Here is a 23,974-nt window from a genome sequence, read left to right on the forward strand (position 1 = left end):
TTTCACTTTTCTTGTTGGGTCGTGCTCGTTTGAAATTTACATCTGTTGAGGTTCTTTTAGCTGGCACCCTTTCGTGCAACAGTTGAACTGTCCACTACCACCAACCAATCTAGGTTCTTCACTTATTCTTTGATGACTTCTCTCCTACCCGACTACCGCCCGGTTTCGTACTCTCGAGTCACGCTCACCGAACTCATGATTCCATCCTATGCGAATTTCGGCGGCAAGATTCACGGCGGCATCCTACTCTCCCTAATGGATAAGGTTGCGTACGCCGCCGCCTCCAAACACGCCGGCACCTATTGCGTGACTGTGAGTGTGGATGGGGTCAACTTCCTCCAACCCGTTGAGGTCGGCGAGTTGGTATCATTACTTGCTTCTGTGAACTACGTTGGTCGAACTTCTCTACTAGTCGGCATCAAGGTTATTGCCGAGGACGTTCGTACCGGAACCGTGAAGCACACTAACACTTCCTACTTCACCATGGTCGCCAAGGATGACGCTGGTAAGCCTACTCAAGTACCCGGCTTGTTGCTCGAATCACAGGAGGACACCCGGCGCTTTTTAGAGGCTATCAAGCGCCGTGAATTCAATGCGCAGTACCGGCAAGAATTTGACAATGCCCGCACCATTTTGGCGGTTGACCAGGAGCTGCATTTACTACGGCATGAGCGTTGCCAAATAGGCTACTGAGCACTCCCCTTCTAGTCCTTATTGATTCTCACAAAGGCGCCTGCTTTAGCTCCCAGTTCTAGGGGTTGAAGCAGGCTTTTTCGTGTCTTACTTAACCTAGTTACTCATACGACTTGCAGCGCGGCGGCTGGCTTGTGTATATCTCTTTTGCTACCCTAATACAACAAAAATGTTTCACGTGGAACGTTTTTGTTACCTGGGCCCATACACTTTTAACAACAGTTCATTGTAAGCTTCCAGAAGGCTGATGTACTTCGTTTGAAGAGCTAAAAGCTGTTTCGTACAGTCAGGTTCGGGCTGTTGTAACGATAGTGTTTTGGAGGGTACCGCAGAGCCGGACGTAGGCGATACAGAATGCGTTACAAAAGGCAACGCAGTCTGTTCCGATGTTGTAAAGTCTTGTGAGAAGTCGTGTCCAATAAGATCACCCACCTTCTTTACAAAACCGTAATCCAAGGTTTCCTCCTTGAATTTACGGTAGATAGTAGGACGTGTAATACCTAAATCGTCCACGATACGTGTAATGGAAATACCGCTGTTTTTGATGGCTTCCTGAAGGATTTCGCCCTGATGTGACATAAGACAGACCGTAACGTGAACACAGTGTAAATATGTAAAATATGTATCAAAACACACGTACTTAGTGTAAACACTTACACTGTAACACAAAAAACGTAACACAGCTACACCGTTACACTTATACACATATGTTACATAATATAGATACACTTTACGTGATACAAATCAGTGTTACACACCCTGTATAAGTACTGAATACCGTAACGCGAAAGCCCCAGAATATACTCATTTGAGTGCATACTGGGGCTTGAACAAGGAATAATACACTGTACTGTCAGTGTGTACTAGGGCAGTACATGGCAATCACGAATGACGACCTAGCAGCGCGAGCAATCGGTCAGGGTAATCTGTGGTGATGCCAGCAGGACGAGACGCTAAGACACGCTCCATATCGGGAAGCTCATTGACTGTCCAAGGCACGAGTTGAATGGTAAAACTGAGTAGTTGCTGTACCAGTTCTGGCGTCACGAGATGATGGCTGGGACCGTACACAGCGGGTACAAACCCAAGCTCTCGAAGGTGTTCTTCGAAGGGTATTTCGTCCTCCACCAACAGGCAAAGAGGTAGGGCCGGATAGAAGATACGAGCCGCCTGAAGCACCCGTTTATCGAAGCACAATAGTGTAGTTCGGGCGAGTACTTGGGCCCGCTCCAACTCCTGTACAACGGCCAATACAAAGGCTTCTGGAGCGGGATGGAAAACCCCGTCGCCATCCGAAGTGGACTTAAGTTCGATACTGAACTTAACCGCCGGACGCCCTAGTTCCTGGGTCCGCAACTCGGCATCCTGCAAGACTTCTTGCAGCAACGGTTTGTAAGCGGGCGAGGACTTTTGCTCTGGAAATCCGGGATGTTGGGTGAGCCCGCAGTCGTAGGTTTGGATGGTACTGTAGGGTAGCGTGTATAGATTAAGAGGAGTAGCGACGGCGACCGAAGGCAACGGTTTACCGTCGGGAGCTAGGCAGATAGTAGGCGAAAACCAGGGTTCATGCGAGACGACTACCTGCCCATCGGCCGACAGAACAACATCCATTTCCAGCACATCAACCCCGAGAGCCAGGGCATGGCGAAAGGCTTGGAGCGTGTTTTCAGGGTGTAAGCCTCGGCAGCCACGATGGCCGTGAACTTCCACGGCAGGAAAGGAATTGGTACTCATAGAGCCGGAAGATTGATATGCGAATGTGTACGTCAGAGTATGGGCATAAGGCACAGAGCAAAGTTCACATTTGGCAGACTGCCCCTATTTCTCCTTCTTTCAAATCCCACTACTCTCCCCCTACCACCCTATGAAAAAGATGGTTTTATTCCTGGTGTTAGCTGCGCTGGCCTTAGGTGGCTTTTTGTATTACCGTAGCCTCCGCACAACTCCGGAATACTCGCTATTGCAGGCTGCTAAGGCAACACAGTTACACGACATGAAAGAGTTCGAGCGCTACGTTGATGTGAATAGCGTAACGAGCCATCTATTAGATCAAGTAGCTGACCAAGGCAGCACCCTGGCGTCATTGGCCCCGGTCAGTATCGGGTTGGAAGGTGTACTGCGAATGCTCAAGCCTCAGCTTACTCAGGCGGCGTATACAGAAGTAGAACGCTACATTGAAACTGGCTCGGTGACCGCCGCCGCGGAGGCGAACGTAAGACGCCCTATGGGAATTTCTCTCATGGGTCTCATTGGTACCGTTGTGAGCCCCAAGAGCCAGTTTAAGGGAGTGAAGTATACCCGACAGGAAGGCGAAGCTGCTTTGGTTGGCCTGGAATTCAGCCAGCCTACATACGACACTACAATGGTACTAGAAGTAAAAATGCTGGACCGGGGCGACCATTGGCAAGCCACAGAAATCACCAATACCGGCGCTATTCTAAATCAGGTAGCTCGGTTGGAAAAACGGAAGCGGGGCCTGTAAGCACTCTAGCAAACCCCTAGTTGAATACGCTTGCGTTATAAGCAAACGAGCCCGTTGCAGATGCTGCAACGGGCTCGTTTGCTTGTAGGAGGTACTGGATGACCTTACGCTTTGCCGCGACCAGCAAACAGGTAGTAGAGGATCAAGCCACCCAAAGGGAAGAAGAATATAATGGCAGCCCACAGGACTTTCTTACCAATCGACCAAGGCTGACGGAATACGTCAAACAGGGCCAGTACATCGAGTGCCAGTACCACATAGCCCCAAGTAGCTAAGCTACCATCGGCATTGAAACGGGCACAAGAAGAAGTGATGAGCATGAGCGCCAAGATGGGCGCCATCGTTGCCATGCGGCTGAGGTGCGGAGTGAGCTTATTCATGATGCAGGAGAGAGTGTGATTGGTTGTATTTCAGCACTCTCTACGGCAGCTACCAGAAAATAGATATTGAATAGTCACTATTTACAAAGACAAATACTTGATTATAAACTAATTAATTTAAAAAACCACTGATTTCGTCCCAGAATATGACTCCCGCCTTGGGGATTAGGATGAGGGTGACGACGATGCCATACAAAGCCCCGTAAAAGTGAGCGTCGTGATTAATATTATCGCCTCGGCGGCGGCCCATGTAGTAAGAATAGGCCAAGTACAGGAAGCCAAAAATGAAGCCTGGAATGCCAAGCTGGGGAGGCAATGGGAACACACCAATCTTGCTGGTGGGGTTGAACAGGATAGCCGCAAATACAACCGAGGCTACACCACCGGAAGCACCCAGGCTCCGGTAGTCAGGGTCGGTGCGGTGGCGCAGGTAGGTAGGAATATCTGATACAACGATGCCGCCTAGGTACAGCAGCAGGAAGTACAGCAGACCATTGGTAGGGCCGAAAACGCTTACGAAGATGGTCTCGACAATCTGGCTGAAGGAGTAAAACGCCAGCATGTTGAATAACAAGTGGCCGAAGTCAGCATGCAGAAAACCGGAGGTGATGAACCGATACCACTCGTTGCGGCGCCGGATCTGGTTAGGATTTAAGATCCAGCTGTCCATGAGCTCCTGGCTGGACCAAGCGTACATAGAAATACCGCAAGTGAGTGCCACTAACACCAAAGTAGGACTAAGGTTGAGCATAAGTAGGGAAATGACGAAGAAGGAGGAGGACGTACGCTAGAAGAAGGGGCGTTGGGCAGTTGCTTATTGCTCCCGCTCTAGGAGTTGGAGTGCGAGCTGATGCAGGGGCTTTTTGCGCGATTCAGGGGCCGCCACGCGCTCCAAGTGCTGCAGGGCATCCAGGAAGTATTCGTTGATTAGCGCTTCGGTTTGAGGGCGTATTTCGAGTTCATTATAGATGGCTCGTATGGCCTGCACCTTCGCTTCCGGATCAATCACCGGCTGACCAATGTGCTGGCCCAGTACAGCGCGCTGGGTGTTGGTGGCCTGCGCCTGCGCCATGAGCAGCAAGTAGGTTTTCTTGTCACTCACAATGTCGCCACCCACGCGCTTGCCAAAGGTGGCCGCGTCGCCGTACACATCTAGGAGGTCATCGCGCAGCTGAAAGGCCACTCCAATCCCTACTCCAAACTGGCGCAGGTGGTCGGCATCGGCCCGAGAAGCACCGCCAAGCAGCGCGCCTAGCTCCAGGGCAAATCCTAGAAGTACGGCCGTCTTCAGCCTGATCATATCGAGGTATTGCTGAATGCTGACGTCCGTCTCGGTCTCGAAATTCATGTCCCATTGCTGCCCCTCGCACACCTCGGCGGCCGTTTGAGAAAAGCGCCCTAGCACATACGCCAGCAACTCCGCCTGCACACCCAGAAATAGCTCGTAGGCCCGCACTAGCATCACGTCGCCGCTTAGGATGGCCACGTTAGGATTCCACTTCTCGTGCACGGTAGCCTTGCCGCGACGCAGCGGTGCCTGATCCATCAGGTCGTCGTGGAGCAGGGTAAAGTTGTGAAATACCTCCGTCGCTAGGGCAGGCTTAAGCGCCGGCTCTAAGTCATCAGTAAAGATGTGTGCCCCGAGTAGGGTAAGTAGCGGCCGGATGCGCTTTCCGCCCAGCGCCATGATGTAGCGGATGGGCTCGTAGAGAGCTACTGGCTGCTGGCCATACTGTAGCGTAGCCAAAGCAGAATTGATGCGGTCAGTGAGTTGGGAAAGGTCCACGGAATGGGCTAAAAGTTCGGATGGGAAAGGTACGGAGGAAATAAACGGAGGGACGAGAATGCTCAACTTCCACCTACCACATACGGTACAGCTTACCTCAACTCCCGAACGCAGGGCCGCGCTGCCCTTGCCAAGCCGGCCAAAAAGAAAAGCCCCAGCGCCAAGTGAGACGCTGGGGCTACCCAGTAAACCATAGAAGAGACTACCGGCGGCGCTTACCACCGCTCCGCTCGGGGCGGTAGCCGCGGCGGCTTTCGCGGCCCGCGTTGCGCTCCTCCCGTTCGCGGTTCTTCACGAAATCCGGGCGGTCATCTACCAACTCGAAATCGATGGTGCGGTCGAGCAGGTTGGCGGCTTTCACTACTACCTGCATCTCATCACCAAACTGGATGATGCGCTTGGTACGCTGCCCCACGAGGCGGTAATTGTCCTTGTCTAGCTCGAAGAAGTCGCCGGGAATGTCGGCCACGCGGACCATGCCCTCGCACTTGTTCTCCTCGATTTCAACGTAGAGTCCCCACTCCGTCAGGCCCGAAACAACGCCTGTGAAGGTGTCGCCAATACGGTCCTGCAGGAACTCCACTTGCTTGTACTTGATACTGGCCCGCTCGGCATTGGCGGCCAGCTTCTCCCGCTCCGAGGAGTGCTTGCACTCTTCCTCAATGGGCTCTACCTCCACGTTCTTGCCACCCTCTAGGTAGTGCTCCAAGAGGCGGTGGGCCATCATATCGGGGTAGCGACGGATGGGGGAAGTGAAGTGGGAGTAGTGGTCGAAAGCCAAGCCGAAGTGGCCGCGCGGATCGGTAGTGTACGTTGCCTTGGCCATGGTCCGAATAGCTAGCGTCTGGATGACGTTTTGCTCGGGCCGGCCCACTACTTCACTGCTCAAGTCGTTCAGCTCGTTGCTCAGCTTCTTGGGATTGGTGAGGTCAAGCTGGTGGCCAAACTTCTGAGCGAAGAGAGCAAAGTTTTGCAGGCGCTCTTCATCGGGGGCATCGTGCACGCGGTACACCATAGTGAAGCGCGGCTTCCGATTCTTGAGCTTGAACACGAACTCGGCCACCTTCCGGTTAGCTAGCAGCATGAACTCCTCAATCATCTTGTGGGCGTCCTTACGCTCCTTCACGAACACATACAGCGGCTTGCCCTGCTCGTCGAGCTTGAACTTCACCTCCTGCGTTTCGAAGCTGATGGCCCCCTGCTTAAAGCGGGCTGCGCAGAGCTTCTTGGCAATGCTATTCATCAACTGAATCTCGGCGGTGTAGTCTGCCTCCAGCCCTTCGATGCGCTCCTGAGCTTCTTCGTAAGCGAAGCGCCGGTCGGAGTGAATGATGGTTTTGCCAAACCACGAGTTGTAGAGTTTGCCTTTCTCGTCGAGTTCAAACACGGCCGAGAACGTCAGCTTGTCTTCGTGGGGGCGCAGGGAGCAGAGTCCGTTAGATAGGCGCTCGGGCAGCATGGGAATTACGCGGTCTACGAGGTACACGGAGGTAGCTCGGTAGCGCGCTTCTTTTTCCAGGGCCATACCCGGCCGCACATAGTGTGTTACGTCGGCAATGTGCACACCAATTTCCCAGTGCCCGTTTTCGAGCTGCTGAATGGAAAGGGCATCGTCGAAGTCCTTGGCATCAACAGGGTCAATGGTGAAGGTAGTGACGTTGCGGAAGTCCCGGCGGCGCTCAATCTCGCTTTGTGGAATCTCCATCGGAATACCTTCCGACTCTTCTTCTACCTCGGCGGGGAACTCAAACGGCAACCCAAACTCGGCCATGATGGCGTTGATTTCGGCTTCGTTTTGTCCGGCCTGACCGAAGCTGCGCACCACTTCTCCCACGGGCAGGTGGCCGGCATCATTCTCCGGAAACTCAGCAATGCGCACCAGCACTTTCTCCCCATGCACGGCCCCATGTAGGTTCTCATAGGGCACAAACACATCGAAGTACACCTTACGGTTATCGGGCTTCACAAACCCAATACCGCCCTGCATGTGCAGGCGGCCTACCAGTTCAGGGCGTACCCGGTTAAGCACTTCCACTACGTCGCCCACGGGGCGGCCGTCGCGTGAGCCACGCAGGCGCAGCCGCACCGTGTCGCCGTGCATTGCAAACCTCAGCTTGTCGGTAAAGACCCGTACGTCCTGCTCACTTTCCTCACTGATGACGAAGGCGTACTTGTCGGTAGCCAGCGCCACAGTACCCGTAATGGTTTCGCCAGCCTCTTCGTGGCGAACCCGCCGACGGGTAGTAGTTGGCTCGTCAGCATCGGGGAAATCGAAGCCGGCTTCGCGCCGACGGTGTACCACGGGGTCCTGGCCGAACTCCGTTTCTACCGGACGGCCACCACGGCGGCCGGTTGCGGCGAAGGGCTCTCGCTCGTTGCGGCGCGTCTTACGGCCACTAGCCGGCTCGGTGGCTGCCTGCGCAGCACCAGCATCTGTCAGCCGATAGTCGTCGTTCTGTAATAGGGTAAGCAAGCCCGCTTTCTTTAGGGCTTTAAGATGGTTGAAAATGTCTTCGCGCTGTTCCTTCGTCGTCACGCCTAAGCGGCGGGAGAGTTGGCGGTAGGCGAATACTTTGCCTGGGTTGTCGCGAAAAATGCGAAACACAAGGTCTTTGGAAATGGGGGCCGCGGCGGCCTTGTCGCCACGAGCTGCCTTCGCGCGAGGGGCGCGGGGGGCAGCAGATTCGTCTTTTTCTTTCATGTAGAAAACAGGCCGCCAGTGGTTGTCTTTTTCGCAGGCGGCGGGGTTGAATGAGTGGGAAACTGGTAGTACTACGAGGTTTCCCGGGTAAAGTAATCCAGCTCGAAATCGAGCTTCGAAAAGATGATACGGAATATATCGGCGAATAACTATTTCTAGCCGAAAATGGGATGTTACGGTTGAGTTAGGGTAGCTATAGCCCGCAATACGGTACGGCCAAATTCGGCTACGCCCCATTCCTTTAGGTAGGACACCTGGCCGTCACCTACCTCTACAACTATTGGATGCCCTGCCGCGGTAATGGCTACATCCAAGCTATAGAACAAACGAGGGCACAGCAGAAAAAGTGCCGACTGAAGCGGAGTAACTACAACAACTGGCTGTCTAATTTTAGAAACGTATTCAACCTATGTAAACGGCTATGCCCGGATTCACTTGTTCCACTTGCGGCGAATTTCACGAAGAAGTACCTATGTGCTTTGGAGCAGATTTCCCCGACTTCTATTTCAGCGTGCCACCAGCCGAAAGGACAAAACGGGTCGAATTGACGCGTGATTTGTGCGTAGTGGATGAGGAACACTTCTTCATTCGGGCCCGCATCGAAATTCCAGTACATGATTCATTCGAACCACTTTGCTGGAACGTCTGGACTTCTTTAAGCGAAACCAACTTCATTCGAGCGAACGAGGTATGGAATGAACCGGACCGGGTGAATGAGCCGCCCTATTTCGGCTGGCTGCAAACGGTCATCCCCGGCTATGCCGACACATTGAATATCCGTACTCTTGTCCATACCCAACCGGTTGGCACCATTCCACGAGTTGAGGTAATTGAAGCGAACCATCCGCTGACATTAGACCAACAGCATGGCATTTCAATGGACCGCGTTATTGAGCTAGTGACACCATTGCTACACTAGACGGCTGTTGCTGTCAGCAACCTCAGCGCAAGAGGTGCTCTGCCTCTGCATGACGCGATGGTGGAGTGTCCTTCCCTCCTATGCCCTATCTGCTACCGCGGCGCGAATATCGGCGGGCTCGTCTTTCGGAATGGCGGCCAGCAACTGCTTCGTGTAGTCGTGCTGGGGGTTAGCATAGAGCTCGGCAGCCGGACCGCTCTCAACTATTTTTCCCTGGCGCATTACAAGCAGTCGGTCGCTCATGAAGCGGGCCACCGAGAGGTCGTGGGTGATAAAGAGGTAGGTGATGCCGAACTCGCGCTTGAGGTCATTGAGTAAGTTGAGCACCTGGGCTTGCACCGATACGTCGAGGGCCGAAACGGACTCGTCGCAGATAATGCACTTGGGTTGCAGAGCCAACGCCCGGGCAATACAAATCCGCTGGCGTTGCCCCCCGCTGAACTCATGAGGATAGCGCAAGTAGTGCTCGTCCTTGAGCCCCACCGTGCGAAGGAGTTCTATCACCCGCTCCTTTTGCTGTTGCTTGGAGCCTCCTACACCGTGCACTCGCATGGGCTCTAAGATGGCTTCGCCCACGGTCATCGTTGGGTTCAGGGCCGCGTAAGGGTCCTGAAATACCATCTGAAACTCCCGACGCCGTTGCCGCAGTTGTTCGGCCGGGAGGGTCGCGAGGTCCGTCCCCTCAAACAGGATACTACCGGACGTTGGTTCAACTAGTCGCAGCAACGTCCGCCCGAGGGTAGTTTTCCCGCAGCCCGACTCTCCCACCAAGCCAACCGTTTCGCCGGGGTAGATGTCGAAGCTCACGCCATCTACGGCCCGCACGTACTCTGTAGTGCGCCGCAGGAAGCCCTTGCGAATTGGGAAGTACACGTTCAGGTTTTCGACCTGCAAAAGGGGCCTTTGAATAGTTGCTACTTGGGAGGGTGGCGCAACCCCTACAGAGCTATTGGTATCCGTGAAGGTAGCGGGGGCTGGCGCAACTCGTTCTTCGGAAGAGGCGGGAGTTACAGCACCTCCATTGGTAAACGACAAGGGCTGGCCTGATTCTAGGCTAGGAGCCGATTCTAAGCCGAACTGCGGTTCCACAGGGCGTGAAACAGAATGTTCCACGGGGAACGTTTTGGTAGTTTGAGAGCTGTTTTGAGGGTTTATCTGCCCTGGTTCACTGCTTTCACTAGCAAGCACTTGCGTGTACTCAGTTTCAGTGGCAATAAAGCATCCATCGGCTGTTTCACGCATGAAATCTGCTACTACGGGAAGTTTTTTTCGCCCTACCGAAAGTTTTGGTCGGCAAGCCAGAAGGCCCTTAGTGTAGGGGTGCTGCGGATTAGTAAAAATGTCGAGTACAGACCCCTGCTCCACTACCCGACCACGGTACATCACCAAAATTCGGTCGGCAATTTCTGCTACTACACCAAGATCGTGGGTAATGAAAATCACGGCAGTATTGTGCTGGCGGCGCAGGTCGTCGATGAGGCGCAGCATACGCGCCTGCACCGTCACGTCGAGAGCGGTAGTGGGCTCGTCGGCAATGAGGATGGCGGGGTTACAGGCCATGGCCATGGCAATCATAACGCGCTGCTTCTGGCCGCCGCTGATTTCGTGAGGGTAGCTGCTAAAGATTTTCTCAGGGCGCGGAAGCTGGGCCATCGTGAACAGCTCCACGGTACGGGCGGCGGCTTCCTTCTCATTGAGGCTGGTATGCAGGCGCAGTGCTTCTACTACCTGGCTGCCGCACGTGTACACCGGATTCAGGGAGGTCATGGGCTCCTGAAAGATCATGCTGATGTCGTTGCCGCGTACTTGCTGCAGCTGTTCGTCGGAAAGCTTGAGCAAGTCTACGTCTCCGAGTACTTCCGACTGAAACCGCGCCTCACCGGATGTAATGCGGCCGGGCGGCAGGGGTATCAGCCCCATTAGTGCCAGTGAGGTAACCGACTTGCCCGAGCCGGACTCTCCTACAATAGCCAGCGTTTCGCCCCGATGCAAATCGAAGGAGATGTCGGCCACGGCCCGTGTATTGCCGCGGTGGCTGGCAAAGTCGATGGTCAGGTTGCGAACGGAGAGAATGGGCTGAGACACGGCGACGAAGAACGAGGCGGAAAAAAGTAAAGATAGGCAGGTAGGCAGTAGCTTCCCGTGCAAGTCTAACGTATGCCACTCCTAGTAGAGTAAGGAACTCAGGAGTGGCACTAGGCCGATTCCTAGGGCTTGCTCTACTAGAAATGACAGCATACACTCACCTCAAATAACCCACATGCAGTACCGCAAACTTGGTAAAACCGGATTCAATATTTCTGAAATCAGCTTGGGCACTTGGCAGGTAGGAGGCAAATGGGGCGACCCGTTCAGCCACGAAACTGCCGATTCTATCCTCAATGCCGCCGTTGACTCCGGCATCAACTTCATTGACACGGCCGATGTGTACGGCGACGGTGAAAGCGAAAAGGCTGTGGGCCGACTGGTTCGCAGCCGCTCCGAACGGGTGTACGTGGCTACCAAGTGTGGCCGCCAGCTTCAGCCACACACCAACGAGGCCTACCAGCCCGACGTCCTTCGCAAGTTTGTGGAAGCCAGCCTGCGCAATATGCAGCTGGAAACGCTCGACCTGATTCAGCTGCACTGCCCTCCTACCGAGGTGTTCTACCGTCCTGAAATCTTCGAGCTATTTGACCGGCTGAAGGAGGAAGGTAAAATTTTGAACCTGGGGGTGAGTGTGGAAAAGGTGGAAGAAGGCCTCAAAGCCCTCACCTTTTCCAACGTTACTACCATTCAGCTTATCTTCAATATGTTTCGGCAACGCCCAACGGAGTTGCTGTTTCAGGAAGCCCAACGCCACGATGTGGGCTTGATTGTGCGGGTGCCACTGGCTAGCGGCCTGCTCACAGGAAAGTTCTCACCCCAAACAACATTCTCCCCCGAAGACCACCGCCAGTTCAACCGCGACGGCGCAGCCTTCGACAAAGGCGAAACCTTTTCGGGCGTGGACTACGAGACTGGTTTGGCCGCCGTGGAGGAGCTGAAAAAGGTATTCCCTGACCAGCCCAACCTCGCCCCTATTGCCTTGCGCTGGGTACTCATGTTCGATGAAGTCAGCTGCGTAATTCCAGGTGCCTCTAAGCCCAGCCAACTGGAATCTAACCTGCACGCTGCCGAGCTACCAGCCCTTACTACCGAGCAACTGCAAGCCGTGCGTACTATTTACGAGCAGCGTATCAAGCCCCTCGTGCATACTCTGTGGTAAAGAGGCAACCCAGGACTAGAGCAAACCTGATTAAATATCACGCGGAACTTATCGAACCCGAGGGTAGCCTAGCCAAACATCCTACTCATGCCGTTTGGTCAAGGTAACAGCATTAACTCACGAGGCTGCTCCATCACGCTCGGAATGAGGCTCTCTCGTTCTGCTACCTAGTTCAGGCAACCATACAGCATAAAAAAGGCCCGTTGGAATTGCTCCAGCGGGCCTTTTTACTGTAAGTATGAGGTTGTGTGCTACGCTACTTCTGAAGCTTCCGCGTCGCGGCGGGCTTGGGCAGCGGCTACATCGTCGGCCGCTACGGGGTGGGCCGCTTCAAACTGGTGTCCGTAGAAACGGTTCTGGAAGATCAGAATCAGCACTACGCCCACAAAAATGCAAGAGTCGGCAATGTTGAAGATGGGAAAGTCAGGGATAATCTCGCCGCCTATCCAGGGCCACGAGGCGGGGAAAAAGCCATCGGGGAAGTCTACAAACAGCATGTCAATTACTTGCCCATGCAGCCACGGAGTAGGCGCGCTAAAAGGAGCATTATTATAGAGCACGCCGTAGAAAATAGAGTCCACTAGGTTGCCAATAGCACCGCCCAGAATCATGGCAATGCATACTAGAAGCCCGCTGGGAGCATGTTGCTTCCACAAGTGGTAGATGTAGTACGTAATGCCTGTCACGGCCACCAACCGGAACAGGGTTAGAATAACTTTGCCGTAGGGGGCGGGTAGCTCGACGCCAAACGCCATACCTGGGTTGAGGGTGTAATGCAGTTTAAACCAGTCGCCGAACACCGGAATTTCGCCGGGCATTCCCATGGGCATGTAGCGGTGCACCGCCCATTTTGAGAGTTGATCAATGACGATGACCAGCAGCGCCACCAGGTAGTATTTCCAGTACTTCATAAGCACAAAGTGACGCAGAATTTTTGACTCCGCTGCGTAGCGCCCTACTACAGCCTCTGCGTCGTTGGTATATGTTCTGAGGTAGCTTTTGTGCCGATATAAACCCATTTTTTGAGGGTTTGTACGACGTTATGCTAAACGCTTTCGAAAAGGCAAACTTACTGTAAACAAACGTTTTTTCGGGTCAGCGGCGGCGGGCAGTTTCCCGGGGATTTTGTTGGGTAGAGTTCAAACAGAAGCGTAAGGCCGAACCAGTGCTTACAAAGCCAGAAAATCTTAGGTTGACGAAGGAAAATAAAGTGCCGTAGTTTCAAACTAAATTTATAGTTATATATTTCCATTCAGCATCCATATACCCGCTATCACTATGTTAATCAGCAAGAAACAGCTTTCGCACTTGCCAGTTAGAGTATTTCTAATTGCCCTTTCTGCAGGCCTAGGTGCCTGCGCCGCGCCACACTCACTCACGCGCAGTAATGAGCAGCAGCAGACCATGACAACCACGCTGTACAACCGGGAGTTGAATACTAGTTTGCTGCTTAATGGCGACTACGATGTAGACCTAAAGCCGCGCAACCGACCGGACAAGGTGACGAAAGGGCGCCTAAAAAAGCTGGGCTTTTCGCGGCGCCAGTCAGCAGTCCTTTTTACTGGCAAAACCAATCTAACGCCTACTTACCGTCTGCGTGGTCTGCGCATAACAGGCAACCCTGCCTGGCACGCCCTGGGTTTCCAGGAAACTGGCATTGGGCGCTACCAACGCACGGACACCGTGGGTCAGGATTTGTTGATGGAATACGCTGCGCCGCTGCCTGATAAGCAGAGTTGGCTGTACCTGGTGGCTACTGACGAGGCCAGTTCACGCTCCACTACCTCCATACGCGACCGTAGCTTTGAAATGGATGCGGAGTTTGTGACGTTCACGTTCCCTTCGGTGCAAAAGGGTCGCTGGCCACGGGTGGTTTCGCCAGTACGGTTGGCCAATGATGCATTTCTGAGTCGGCCGAACGGTGATTACTTGGCTCCGCTGTCGGCGCTGGCTCAGAGCCGGCACGCCCTCACCACGGGCAACGACCCAAGCATTGATGGGATGCTGTGGCAGATGCTGCAGCAGTACCACGCCATAGCCGGCAACACCGATTCGGTGGAATATTTCCTACAACAGGGCTGGGACAACATCAGAATCCCGGCGTCTAGCTCACCCGCGCAAACCGCACGCAGCTCCAACCCAGCCCCTACCGATACCCTCGTGAGCCTAGATGCAGTGCCAGAAATTCTAGGAAAAGCGGCCGGTGTGCAGGCCGTGATGCTGAATGAGTCTCACACCTTTGGCCGGCACCGGGCGCTGGCAGCGGCCTTGCTGCCGGGCCTGTATAAGCAGGGTTTCCGCTATCTGGCCCTGGAAACGCTGGAAGACACAGCCGCCAGTACCCTTGCCCCGCTGCCGCTGAAAGCTGGGTTTTACACCCGCGAGGCCACATACGCTAACTTCATCCGGACGGCCCGTAAGCTGGGCTTTACCCTGGTGGCCTACGAGGCGGTCCGTGGAAAGCAGGAGCGAGAGCTGGCTCAAGCTACCAATCTGTACAATGCCGTGCGCCACGACCCTGCGGCCAAGGTATTCGTGTACGGTGGCGGCTCCCACATAAATCGTCTCGTTATGCCCGGTCAAGCTCAGAAAAAATGGATGGCGCAGCACTTCATCGACCTTACGGGCTGGCGCATTCTAAGTATCAACCAAGCGCGCATGAGCAATGAAGCACGTAGTAACTTAGCAGCCGTACCCACCGGCACCGTCCAGGTAGTATACAAGCTGCGCAAGGGTCAGCGCCTCTCTCCCTACCCCGAAAACGACATAGTAGTGCGCAACAACCTCGACCTAGGCCAACTCCCCCTGCCCTATGCTGATGCCACCGACGCCCAGCTAGTTTCCCTGGACGTGCGCCCATACAGGTCTACCGCCATTACGGGCCGCCGGATGGTGCAACTCTACCTGCAACCGGAGCTAGCCGTGCGGGAGGACATTTCGCCCATTTACACCCATGAATTGCGACCGTCAGAGGACGCCTTGTCGCTTCGCCTAGTGCCGGGCACATATGTATACCGCGTGCTCTCAGAGAAGCAAAAAGAAGAAGTACGCAAGGAGCTGGTGGTAAAGTAGGGCTTACATGATTCCCAGGAACGTCCTGTTGCGCTTGCCGAAGTATCTCCCCCGCTTTGTTGAGTCGGTCCTAAGCCACTTGATTATCTAGAGAGAAATGCTCCGGCAAGCTCAGCAGGACTTCTGGTTAAGGCTTCCAAAAAAGAGGCCGCGAAACATATGTTCCGCGGCCTCTTTGGCTCTGATAGCAAGTAAATTAGCTCTGTGCTACTTCAAGCTGCACGGGCACGTTGTATTCATCAAATTCCAGTACGGAACCGCCGTTTACATCTGGCGCGAAGTTCAGGGCCAGGGCTTGTACTTCCTCGCGGATGTAGTCGCCGAACGACTGTACGGCGGCTTGTAGCTCGGGCTGCTGGCCCAGGGTTACGCGGATGCGGTCCTGCACTTCCAAGCCGCTGTCTTTGCGCAGGTTCTGGAGGCGGTTCACCAACTCGCGGGCTACACCTTCCTGGCGCAGCTCCTCAGTCAGGGTCACGTCGAGGGCTACCGTGAGAGGACCGTCGGTGGCTACGAGCCAGCCAGGCAGGTCCTGAGTGCGGATTTCCACGTCGTCGGGAGCCAGGGTAAAGGCTTCCCCATCCACTTCTACGGCCAGCTGACCGGTTTTTTCAAGGGTGCTGATTTCCTCCGGGGTCATCTGCTGGATGCGGGCGCCTACGGCTTTCAGCTTGGCGCCGTACTGCTGGCCTAGGCGCTTGAAGTTAGGCTTCACCGACTTTACCAACACCCCGCTGGTATCGTCAAGGAACTCCACGTGCTTCACGTTCACCTCAGCGCAGATCAGGTCTTCCACCTTGCCTACCTGCTCGCGGGTAGTATCGTTGAACACGGGCACCAGAATGCGCTGCAAGGGCTGGCGCACTTTCAGCACGGACTTCTTGCGCAGAGAGTGGGTAAGCGAGGAAATCCGCTGGGCCAGTTCCATACGCTCCTCCAGGGCCTTATCGATGCGGGTTTCGTCGGCCTCCACTAGCAGCGTGAGGTGCACCGATTCCGCGCTCCAACGCTGGGCGTTGCCTTCCTGACGTAGGCCATCAGTCATGTTCTTATAGAGCCATTCGGCGAAGAAAGGCGCAATAGGAGCCATAAGTTGGGCTACGGTTACCAAGCATTCCTGCAGGGTCTCGTAGGCGGCGCGTTTGTCGGCGGTCAGCTCACCCTTCCAGAAACGGCGGCGCGAGAGGCGTACGTGCCAGTTGGAAAGCTGATCGGTCACGAAATCTTGGATGGCGCGGGCAGCCTTCGTGGGGTCGTAACCATCGTAATAGCCCCGTACCTCCACAATCAAGGACTGGAGCTTGCTTAAAATCCAGCGGTCCAGCTCGCTTAGCTCAGCGTGGGACACCCGGTCAGTTTCGGTGGCCTGGAAGCCATCAAGGTTGGCGTAGAGGGCGTAGAACGAGTAGGTGTTGAACAACGTGCCGAAGAAACGGCGCTGCACCTCCGTGATGCCAGCGAGGTCGAACTTTAGGTTGTCCCAGGGCTGGGCGTTGGCAATCATGTACCAGCGCGTAGCGTCGGGGCCATATTGGCTGATGGTAGCAAACGGATCTACGGCGTTGCCGAGGCGCTTGCTCATCTTGTTGCCGTTCTTGTCCAGCACCAAGCCGTTGGCCATCACGTTTTTGTAAGCCACTGAGTCCTCCAGCATAACGGCCAGAGCGTGCAGGGTAAAGAACCAACCGCGGGTCTGGTCCACGCCTTCGGCAATGAAATCAGCCGGAAAATTCTTCTCAAACACTTCCTGGTTCTCCAGCGGGTAGTGCCACTGGGCATAGGGCATGGCGCCGCTATCGAACCATACGTCGATGAGGTCTGACTCACGGTACATGGGCTGGCCCGAGGGCGACACTAGGAAGATGTCGTCCACGTAGGGGCGGTGCAGGTCCATCTTCTCCCCGTTGGCGTAGGGGTTGTGGGTCATCACTTCAGCCGCTACGGCCTTGTCAATTTCCTGCTTCAACTGCTCCACCGACCCAATGCAGATTTCTTCCGAGCCATCTTGGGTGCGCCAGATGGGCAGGGGCGTGCCCCAATAGCGCGAGCGGCTCAGGTTCCAGTCTACCAGGTTTTCCAGCCAGTTGCCGAAGCGGCCGGTGCCAGTGCTAGCAGGCTGCCAGTTGATGGTTTTGTTGAGTTCGATGAGCCGGTCTTTCACCGCCGTGGTCTTGATAAACCAAGAGTCCAGGGGGTAGTACAGTACGGGCTTATCGGTGCGCCAGCAGTGCGGGTAGGTGTGCTCGTACTTCTCCACTTTGAAGGCCGTGCCGTCGCCTTTCATGCGGATGGCAATGCTTTCGTCAAGAGTCTTGTAGTCGGCGCCGCTTTGGTCGTGGCCGTCGTAGTTTTTCACCCAGCGGCCGCCAAACTCACCCATTTGCTGCACGTAGCGGCCGGTACGGTCCACGATGGGCGTAGGCTTGCCCTCGGCATCCGTCACGATAAGTGCGGGGATGTCGTTGAGTTGGGCGACTTTGAAGTCATCGGCGCCAAACGTGGGCGAAATGTGCACGATGCCCGTACCATCCTCAGTCGTTACGAAGTCGCCGGGGATAACGCGGAAGGCACGCTCTTCCCCTTCAAAAGCGGGGAAGCCAGCTTCCTGGTTGAATAGGCGCTCGTAGCGGATGCCCACTAAGTCGGAGCCTTTAAACTGACTTTCAATGCGCCAGGGCAGCACCTTGTCACCAGCTTTGAAGTCCTCTAGGGAGGCGTCTTTGCCTTTCTCTGAGAAGTAGCGGCTCACCAATGCCTCCGCCAGCACCACCCGAATGGGCGCGTAAGTGTAGGGATTGAAGGTACGCACCAGCACGTACGGAATGTTTTTTCCTACGGCCAGGCCTGTATTACCAGGCAACGTCCAGGGTGTAGTCGTCCAGGCCAGGATGTAGAGGGGCGCGTCGTCAGTGCCAGCCGCAAACAGCGTCTCCGACTTCTCGTCGCGCTTCACCTTGAACTGGGCCACGATGGTCGTGTCCTTCACGTCGCGGTAGGTACCGGGTTGGTTTAGCTCGTGGGAGCTTAGGCCAGTGCCAGCGGCCGGTGAGTAAGGCTGGATGGTGTAGCCTTTGTAGAGCAGGCCCTTGTCGTAAAGCTTCTTGAGCAAGGCCCAGCAGCTTTCAATGTACTCGGGCTCGAAGGTGATATAAGGGTCGTCGAGGTCAACCCAATAGCCCATTTTCTCAGTGAGGTCGTCCCACTGGGCTTTGAAGCGCATCACGGTTTCGCGGCAGCGCTGGTTGTAGTCCTCAATGCTGATTTTCTTACCAATATCCTCCTTCGTGATGCCTAGCTCCTTCTCTACCTGCAGTTCAATGGGCAGGCCGTGGGTGTCCCAGCCGCCTTTGCGGTTTACCTGCTTGCCCAGCAAGGTCTGGTAGCGGCAGAAGATGTCCTTCACGGTCCGGGCCATCACGTGGTGAATGCCGGGGGCGCCGTTGGCCGAAGGCGGACCTTCATAAAATACGAAGGTGGGCTTCCCTTCGCGGGTGCTCACACTCTTTTCAAAGATGCCGTTCTGCTTCCACCACGCCAGGATATCGGTGCCGACCTGGCCGTAGTTGAGCGGCTGCTTGTATTCGGGGTAGTTCATTGTGGGGAGGGTCGTTGTATCAGAACGTCAGGCGGAGCGCGGCTGGAGCATTTCTACTTCAACCTAGCCACCGCTAGCCAGCCTTTACGAAGGGGTAGAAATGCTGTGGCTGCGTTCCGCATGATGGTGGTATGGATATGGTCTAACCGTTCAGTTTGGGCTGCACCTGCATGCGGTTCAGGTCGAGTTCTAGGTCATCATCTTCTTCGTGGTAGTTATCATCGTAATGACGAATACCGGATTGGTCAATGATGTCCTCGTCCTTGCCGTGCTCAAAGGTAACGAGCAAGCAGGGTAGCAGAATCAGGTTAGAAAAGTTGGTTATCAGCAGGCTAGCCGACATCAACAATCCGAGGGCTTTGGTGCCACCAAACTCAGAGAAGGCAAACACCGAAAATCCCAAGAACAGCACAATACTGGTGTAAATCATGCTGGTACCTGCCTCAGAAAGCGTGGTGGTAATAGCCGCTTTCACGCGGCGGCCGTTGGCGGCCATTTCCTGCCGGAACTTGGCTAGCAAGTGAATGGAGTTGTCGCCGTCGATGCCGAGCGCAATGCTGAAAATCAGGGCCGTGCTGGGCTTAAGCGGAATACCAAAGTAGCCCATAATGCCGCCCGTGAGCAGGAGCGTAAAGAAGTTGGGCAGGAGGGTGAAGAACACGGCCCGGATGCTCCGGAACAAAATCAACACTACTAAGCCCACCAGCGCGAAGGCGATGAGCAAGCTCTCCTTCAGCGTGCCAATCAGGTATTCGTTGCCCTTAGTGAAGATAATGGTGGTACCCGTCAGCTTCACATCCATGCCCGTACCGTTGAAGATCTGGCGAATTTGGGGCTGAATCTGGTTGCTCAGCAGAGTATCCAGGTTGCGGGAGCCGATGTCGGCAATCTTCAAGGAAATGCGCGCCTCCCGCATGGTGCTATCAGTGAAGGAACGCAAGAGCTTGCTGGTTAGCTGCCCCTCGCTGCCTTTGGTAGACTGCGAATGAGCCAGGTAGCTGAAGATGTAGTTCTTCTCCGAGTTATCGGGGAGGCGGTAGTACTCGGGGCTGCCGTTGTAAAACGCTTGAGTAGAGCCCTTCAGGAAGGTTACGATGCTGACAGGGGTAGTAAGTACGGGTTGGGTGCGCAAGAACTTCTCTAGGCGGTCGATGCGCTCCAGGTTTTTTAGCTTCAGCAAGCCCTTGGGCCGGCCCGTATCAACTACCAGTTCCAGGGGCATCACCCCGTTGAAGTGCTGCTCGAAGAACTTCAAGTCGGAGTTTACCGACGAATCCTTGGGCAGGTCGTCTACCATGTAAGACACCGATTTTACCTTGCTCACGCCAAAGGCTGCCAGCACTACAAAGGCCAACGCAGCCAAGTACACGGTGCGCCGACGCTCCAGCACGAGGTAGTCGAAGAACTCCAGTAGCTTGGTTAGGGGCTTGGCTTCCAGATGCTCTAGCTGCTTGGGTGTGGGCGGGGGCAGCAGCGTGAAGATGATAGGCATCAGAATAAACGATACCATGAACGCCACGAAAATATTGATAGTAGCCACCGCGCCAAACTGAAACAGAATGGCAATGTTGGTGAAGCAAAACACCACGAAGCCCACGGCTGTCGTGGTGTTATTCATGAGCGTTACCAGCCCAATTTTACGCACTACCCGGGCCATAGCCAGCACTTGGTTGCCCGATTTGCGGTAGTCGTAGTGGTAGCGGGAAAGCAGGTACGTGCAGTTCGGGATGCCAATAACGATGATGATGCTCGGAATCAGACCCGTAAGTAGGTTGATCTTGTACCCCATCAGCACCATGGAGCCAATGCACCACGTAACAACGATGAGCACAATGAGCAAGGGAAAGACCACGGCCGACCAGGTGCGGAAAAACATGAGTAGCGTGAGGGCCATCATGGCAATGGTCAGGCCCACAAACAGTTTCATCTCTGCCGCCACTTTCGTGGTCATGGTAGCCCGCACGTAGGGCAGGCCGGCGTAGTGCATTTTGATGCCGGTTTTCTTCTGAAAGCGCTCCGCATGCCCCAGTATCTCCTGCATCACGGCCTCGCGGCGGCTGGAGTTTAGGTACTTCGGGTCCATGGTGAGGGCCAGCAGCGTGGCACCGGTAGTAGGCGAAATCAGCTGGCCTTTGTAGAACTCCTGGGCGTTTACAATCCGCATTAAGGAGTCTAGCTCGGGCTGGGTTTGGGGAAAACGTCGGAAGATGGGAACCGCTCGGAAGCTGCGCGTCAGGGTATCCTTCTCCAGCTTGGGCAGGCGCGTTACGCTCAATACGCCATTCACGCCGCGCACTTTGGCGAGGGTATCGGTGAGCGTACGCAGCTCGTTGAAATTACCAAGCCGGTACACCGAACTATCTTGCATACCCAGCACGAGCACGTTGCCATCCTCACCAAACTTCTTTTTGAAGCGTTGGAAGTACATCATGTCCGGGTCGTCGGGCGAAACGACCTGGGCGAAGTCGTACGTCATTTCAACCTTGCGGGCCTCCCAGGCCATGAATACCGTGATAACGGCCAGCAGCCCAATCAGGAGCCGGCGGTTTTTAATGACAAACAGGGCGAGGTTTCTCCACATAGGCTGCTAAAATGCAGCAAAGGTACGCAACTATGGCATGAGCCTCAGCCATTAAACCAAGGAGTCTGGGCGTTGTCTAAAAACAACCTCGGCAGGCGGTGTGCATATTTATTTCAGATATAGACAACTGTAAATGTAACTCTACACGTAAATAGCCCCATCCTACGGTTTTGGTCGGTGCCATAATTGCATTTTGCCAGGCCCTGGGTCTTTCCTTTCCTTGCCAATGACTCTTTTTCAGACTCCTGAGGCCTCTTTGACGTACAATTCGGCTTCTCAGACTCTGCATCTTAGCTACAACGCCACGCGCTTATCCGTTTCCTTCGGGGAAGCATACCAGCGGGCCTTGAAGCAGATGCTAGAGCACAATGTGGGTAAGCTCTTGCTTGACTTAAAGCGGAACGCCCCGCCTACCGAAGATGAAACGGAGCAGATTTTATTGCCGCTGATTGAGGCGCTACCTGCTCATCACCACCAACCCCTGTTCATCGCCGCCGTCGTATCGGAAGGCCAGTACCAGTATCAAATTGGTAATTACTCAGCTAGTAGTGGCGCCATTGCACCGGCCCACGTTGAGTTCAACTATTTCACATCTCGCCGTGATGCCACTGCGTGGCTCAGCGAGAACTAAGCGCTACGCCCCACCTTACTCCGCTCCTATTCCACCCAATCAAAAGGCCCCCGGCAGTACTGCCGGGGGCCTTTCTGTTAGCGAAGAACGCTCTTCTTACAGCTGCTCAAAAATGCGGGCAAAGCTCACAGCCTCGCCAATGTACGCGCGCAGGTCAGCAATGGGCATGCGGGTTTGCTCGCGCGAGTCGCGGTGGCGTACGGTCACGGTGTTATCTTCTAGGGTCTGGTGGTCGACGGCCACGCAGAAGGGCGTCCCAATAAGGTCTTGGCGTGTGTAGCGCGTACCGATAGAATCCTTCTCTTCTACTACCAGCGGAAAGTCATGGCGCAGGCTGTTGTAGATTTCATTGGCTTTCTCGGGTAGGCCATCTTTTTTCACCAGCGGGAAGATGGCCGCTTTGATGGGCGCTACGGCGGGGTGCAGCTTCAGCAATTTGCGCGTTTTGGTTTGCTGCTTCTCGCCTTCGCCCTCCGTAATGGTTTCCTCCTGGAAGGCCTGGCAGAGGGTAGCCAAGAACAAACGGTCGGCGCCCACGGACGTTTCTACCACGTAGGGCACGTAGTTGCCGTAGGGCTTACCCGTTTCGGGGTTCACATCGTTGTCGAAGTAGTTCTGCTTCTTGCGGCTGTACTGCTGGTGCTGAGTCAGGTCGAAGTCGCCGCGGGAGTGGATACCCTCAATTTCCTTGAAGCCGAAGGGGAATTCGTATTCAATGTCAACGGCAGCTTTGGCGTAGTGAGCCAGCTTCTCGTGGTCATGGAAACGGAGCTTGGCAGCGGGTAGGCCCATGGCTTCGTGCCAGCGGCGGCGCGTTTCCTTCCACTGCTGGTACCACTCGCCTTCGGTGCCAGGGCGCACAAAGAATTGCATTTCCATCTGCTCGAACTCCCGCATGCGGAAGATGAACTGGCGGGCCACAATCTCGTTGCGGAAGGCCTTACCAATTTGAGCAATACCGAAGGGCACCTTCGCCCGCGCCGACTTCTGCACGTTCAGGAAGTTCACGAAGATTCCCTGGGCCGTTTCGGGGCGCAGGTAAATCTGCGACGAATCGCCGGCTACGGCGCCTACCTGCGTGGAGAACATCAGGTTAAACTGACGCACCTCGGTCCAGTTGGCCGTTTTGCTGATGGGGCACAGAATTTTCTCATCTAAGATGAGCTGCTTCACGCCCGCCAAGTCGTTTTCGGTAAGCAAGCGGCCCAACTCTACTAGCAACGCATCGGCACGCGCCTTGTCTCCCGCGTTTTCGTACTCGGCGGCTTTGTCTTCTACCAGCACGTCGGCGCGGTAGCGCTTCTTGCTGTCGAGGTTATCAATGAGCGGATCGGAGAAACCATCTACGTGCCCCGACGCTTTCCACGTGGTTGGGTGCATGAAGATGGCAGCATCAATGCCTACTACGTTTTGGTTGAGCTGGGTCATGGCCCGCCACCACAGCTGCTTCAGGTTGTTCTTCAACTCTACGCCATACGGACCATAGTCGTACACGGCAGCCAGGCCATCGTAAATTTCCGAGGAAGGGAAGACAAAGCCATACTCCTTGGCGTGCGACACGATATCGGCCAGGGTGCTCTCGGCCGTAGTGGGTTTCTGCTGGGCGTTACTCATGAATAAAAAAGTAGGAGGCGAAAGGCAAAAAGTAGACATGCCGCGTACGGGCCGATGGCCGCATACGGTCAGGATTTACGCTCTGCCAACCCCTCATTTCGGGAAGTATTGGCAAAAGTAGCGGATGCTGCGGCATGCGCCGCATTAAAGTCAACTTGTTGAATATTCCTGCGTTTAGCGTCTCAACCTGGGCGCTTCCATGCTTCTCCCATAACAATTTCATAATCTTGCGCCCCTTTCGGGCGGCACTACCTTTGATTGCCGAAACTTAAT

18 protein-coding genes are annotated in these 23,974 nt (G+C 54.9%); 6 read left to right on the top strand and 12 right to left on the bottom strand.

Annotated elements, in window-relative coordinates:
* Positions 1–132 precede the first annotated feature (132 nt).
* Positions 133–693 (top strand): acyl-CoA thioesterase, encoded by a 561-nt coding sequence (locus CHB83_RS07425; protein WP_045689361.1) that lies wholly within the window; start codon positions 133–135, stop codon positions 691–693.
* Between the two features lie 192 nt (positions 694–885).
* Here the strand turns inward: CHB83_RS07425 and CHB83_RS07430 are convergent, their stop codons facing one another.
* On the bottom strand, positions 886–1,272 hold the full coding sequence (locus tag CHB83_RS07430; RefSeq protein ID WP_089332173.1) for a helix-turn-helix domain-containing protein: 387 nt from the start codon (positions 1,270–1,272) through the stop codon (positions 886–888).
* A 303-nt stretch (positions 1,273–1,575) separates the two neighbouring features.
* Entirely contained in the window at positions 1,576–2,427 is an 852-nt protein-coding gene (locus CHB83_RS07435) for a glycerophosphodiester phosphodiesterase family protein (RefSeq protein ID WP_089332174.1), read from the bottom strand.
* Between the two features lie 130 nt (positions 2,428–2,557).
* Here CHB83_RS07435 and CHB83_RS07440 point away from each other — a divergent pair, with 130 nt between their 5' ends.
* Complete coding sequence (locus CHB83_RS07440; RefSeq protein ID WP_089332175.1) at positions 2,558–3,175, top strand: DUF2939 domain-containing protein; 618 nt, start codon at positions 2,558–2,560, stop codon at positions 3,173–3,175.
* Positions 3,176–3,279: 104 nt separating this feature from the next.
* Here the strand turns inward: CHB83_RS07440 and CHB83_RS07445 are convergent, their stop codons facing one another.
* The 5 genes from CHB83_RS07445 to CHB83_RS24365 all read right to left on the bottom strand — a co-directional run bounded on the left by CHB83_RS07445 (position 3,280) and on the right by CHB83_RS24365 (position 8,431).
* Positions 3,280–3,555 carry a PLD nuclease N-terminal domain-containing protein gene (locus CHB83_RS07445; RefSeq protein WP_052695359.1) on the bottom strand — a complete coding sequence of 92 codons (276 nt, stop codon included), beginning with the start codon at positions 3,553–3,555 and terminating at the stop codon, positions 3,280–3,282.
* Positions 3,556–3,667: 112 nt separating this feature from the next.
* Complete coding sequence (locus tag CHB83_RS07450; RefSeq protein WP_317044783.1) at positions 3,668–4,225, bottom strand: rhomboid family intramembrane serine protease; 558 nt, start codon at positions 4,223–4,225, stop codon at positions 3,668–3,670.
* Positions 4,226–4,369: 144 nt separating this feature from the next.
* On the bottom strand, positions 4,370–5,341 hold the full coding sequence (locus CHB83_RS07455; protein WP_089332176.1) for a polyprenyl synthetase family protein: 972 nt from the start codon (positions 5,339–5,341) through the stop codon (positions 4,370–4,372).
* Between the two features lie 202 nt (positions 5,342–5,543).
* Positions 5,544–8,042: a ribonuclease R gene (gene rnr / locus CHB83_RS07460; RefSeq protein ID WP_089332177.1), complete on the bottom strand. Its 2,499-nt coding sequence runs from the start codon at positions 8,040–8,042 to the stop codon at positions 5,544–5,546.
* A gap of 173 nt (positions 8,043–8,215) precedes the next feature.
* Entirely contained in the window at positions 8,216–8,431 is a 216-nt protein-coding gene (locus tag CHB83_RS24365) for an ATP-grasp domain-containing protein (protein WP_179225508.1), read from the bottom strand.
* 32 nt (positions 8,432–8,463) lie between these two features.
* On the opposite strand from CHB83_RS24365, the gene CHB83_RS07465 reads away from it, so the two are divergent.
* Positions 8,464–8,961 (top strand): DUF2199 domain-containing protein, encoded by a 498-nt coding sequence (locus tag CHB83_RS07465; protein WP_045689356.1) that lies wholly within the window; start codon positions 8,464–8,466, stop codon positions 8,959–8,961.
* A gap of 78 nt (positions 8,962–9,039) precedes the next feature.
* Here CHB83_RS07465 and CHB83_RS07470 read toward each other — a convergent pair whose 3' ends face one another.
* Positions 9,040–11,046, bottom strand: a complete 2,007-nt coding sequence (locus CHB83_RS07470; RefSeq protein WP_089332178.1) for an ABC transporter ATP-binding protein — start codon at positions 11,044–11,046, stop codon at positions 9,040–9,042.
* 175 nt (positions 11,047–11,221) lie between these two features.
* On the opposite strand from CHB83_RS07470, the gene CHB83_RS07475 reads away from it, so the two are divergent.
* Positions 11,222–12,208, top strand: coding sequence for an aldo/keto reductase (locus CHB83_RS07475; protein ID WP_089332179.1), 987 nt, complete (start codon positions 11,222–11,224; stop codon positions 12,206–12,208).
* 251 nt (positions 12,209–12,459) lie between these two features.
* Here CHB83_RS07475 and CHB83_RS07480 read toward each other — a convergent pair whose 3' ends face one another.
* Positions 12,460–13,119: a lipoprotein signal peptidase gene (locus CHB83_RS07480; protein WP_045689365.1), complete on the bottom strand. Its 660-nt coding sequence runs from the start codon at positions 13,117–13,119 to the stop codon at positions 12,460–12,462.
* A 367-nt stretch (positions 13,120–13,486) separates the two neighbouring features.
* Here CHB83_RS07480 and CHB83_RS07485 point away from each other — a divergent pair, with 367 nt between their 5' ends.
* Positions 13,487–15,280 carry a hypothetical protein gene (locus tag CHB83_RS07485; protein WP_089332180.1) on the top strand — a complete coding sequence of 598 codons (1,794 nt, stop codon included), beginning with the start codon at positions 13,487–13,489 and terminating at the stop codon, positions 15,278–15,280.
* A 196-nt stretch (positions 15,281–15,476) separates the two neighbouring features.
* On the opposite strand, the gene ileS is transcribed toward CHB83_RS07485, so the two are convergent.
* Together ileS and CHB83_RS07495 are read right to left on the bottom strand one after the other, a co-directional pair.
* On the bottom strand, positions 15,477–18,875 hold the full coding sequence (ileS, locus tag CHB83_RS07490) for an isoleucine--tRNA ligase (protein ID WP_089332181.1): 3,399 nt from the start codon (positions 18,873–18,875) through the stop codon (positions 15,477–15,479).
* Between the two features lie 142 nt (positions 18,876–19,017).
* Positions 19,018–21,456 carry an efflux RND transporter permease subunit gene (locus tag CHB83_RS07495; RefSeq protein WP_045689353.1) on the bottom strand — a complete coding sequence of 813 codons (2,439 nt, stop codon included), beginning with the start codon at positions 21,454–21,456 and terminating at the stop codon, positions 19,018–19,020.
* Positions 21,457–21,682: 226 nt separating this feature from the next.
* On the opposite strand from CHB83_RS07495, the gene CHB83_RS07500 reads away from it, so the two are divergent.
* On the top strand, positions 21,683–22,087 hold the full coding sequence (locus CHB83_RS07500; RefSeq protein WP_045689352.1) for a hypothetical protein: 405 nt from the start codon (positions 21,683–21,685) through the stop codon (positions 22,085–22,087).
* Positions 22,088–22,183: 96 nt separating this feature from the next.
* Here CHB83_RS07500 and CHB83_RS07505 read toward each other — a convergent pair whose 3' ends face one another.
* Positions 22,184–23,701 (bottom strand): glycine--tRNA ligase, encoded by a 1,518-nt coding sequence (locus CHB83_RS07505; RefSeq protein WP_045688921.1) that lies wholly within the window; start codon positions 23,699–23,701, stop codon positions 22,184–22,186.
* Positions 23,702–23,974: the final 273 nt, after the last annotated feature.

It is taken from the genome of Hymenobacter mucosus, from assembly GCF_900188255.1.
Classification (GTDB): Bacteria; Bacteroidota; Bacteroidia; order Cytophagales; family Hymenobacteraceae; genus Hymenobacter; species Hymenobacter mucosus.

Coding starts and splice junctions, on each gene's coding strand:
- CHB83_RS07475 (WP_089332179.1), top strand. CDS start 11,222: ATGCAGTACCGCAAACTTGGTAAAACCGGATTCAATATTTCTGAAATC.
- CHB83_RS07500 (WP_045689352.1), top strand. CDS start 21,683: ATGACTCTTTTTCAGACTCCTGAGGCCTCTTTGACGTACAATTCGGCT.
- CHB83_RS07480 (WP_045689365.1), bottom strand. CDS start 13,119: ATGAAGTACTGGAAATACTACCTGGTGGCGCTGCTGGTCATCGTCATT.
- CHB83_RS07495 (WP_045689353.1), bottom strand. CDS start 21,456: ATGTGGAGAAACCTCGCCCTGTTTGTCATTAAAAACCGCCGGCTCCTG.
- CHB83_RS07450 (WP_317044783.1), bottom strand. CDS start 4,225: ATGGACAGCTGGATCTTAAATCCTAACCAGATCCGGCGCCGCAACGAG.
- rnr (WP_089332177.1), bottom strand. CDS start 8,042: ATGAAAGAAAAAGACGAATCTGCTGCCCCCCGCGCCCCTCGCGCGAAG.
- CHB83_RS07430 (WP_089332173.1), bottom strand. CDS start 1,272: ATGTCACATCAGGGCGAAATCCTTCAGGAAGCCATCAAAAACAGCGGT.
- CHB83_RS07465 (WP_045689356.1), top strand. CDS start 8,464: ATGCCCGGATTCACTTGTTCCACTTGCGGCGAATTTCACGAAGAAGTA.
- CHB83_RS07505 (WP_045688921.1), bottom strand. CDS start 23,701: ATGAGTAACGCCCAGCAGAAACCCACTACGGCCGAGAGCACCCTGGCC.
- ileS (WP_089332181.1), bottom strand. CDS start 18,875: ATGAACTACCCCGAATACAAGCAGCCGCTCAACTACGGCCAGGTCGGC.
- CHB83_RS07425 (WP_045689361.1), top strand. CDS start 133: ATGACTTCTCTCCTACCCGACTACCGCCCGGTTTCGTACTCTCGAGTC.
- CHB83_RS07485 (WP_089332180.1), top strand. CDS start 13,487: ATGTTAATCAGCAAGAAACAGCTTTCGCACTTGCCAGTTAGAGTATTT.
- CHB83_RS07440 (WP_089332175.1), top strand. CDS start 2,558: ATGAAAAAGATGGTTTTATTCCTGGTGTTAGCTGCGCTGGCCTTAGGT.
- CHB83_RS07445 (WP_052695359.1), bottom strand. CDS start 3,555: ATGAATAAGCTCACTCCGCACCTCAGCCGCATGGCAACGATGGCGCCC.
- CHB83_RS07435 (WP_089332174.1), bottom strand. CDS start 2,427: ATGAGTACCAATTCCTTTCCTGCCGTGGAAGTTCACGGCCATCGTGGC.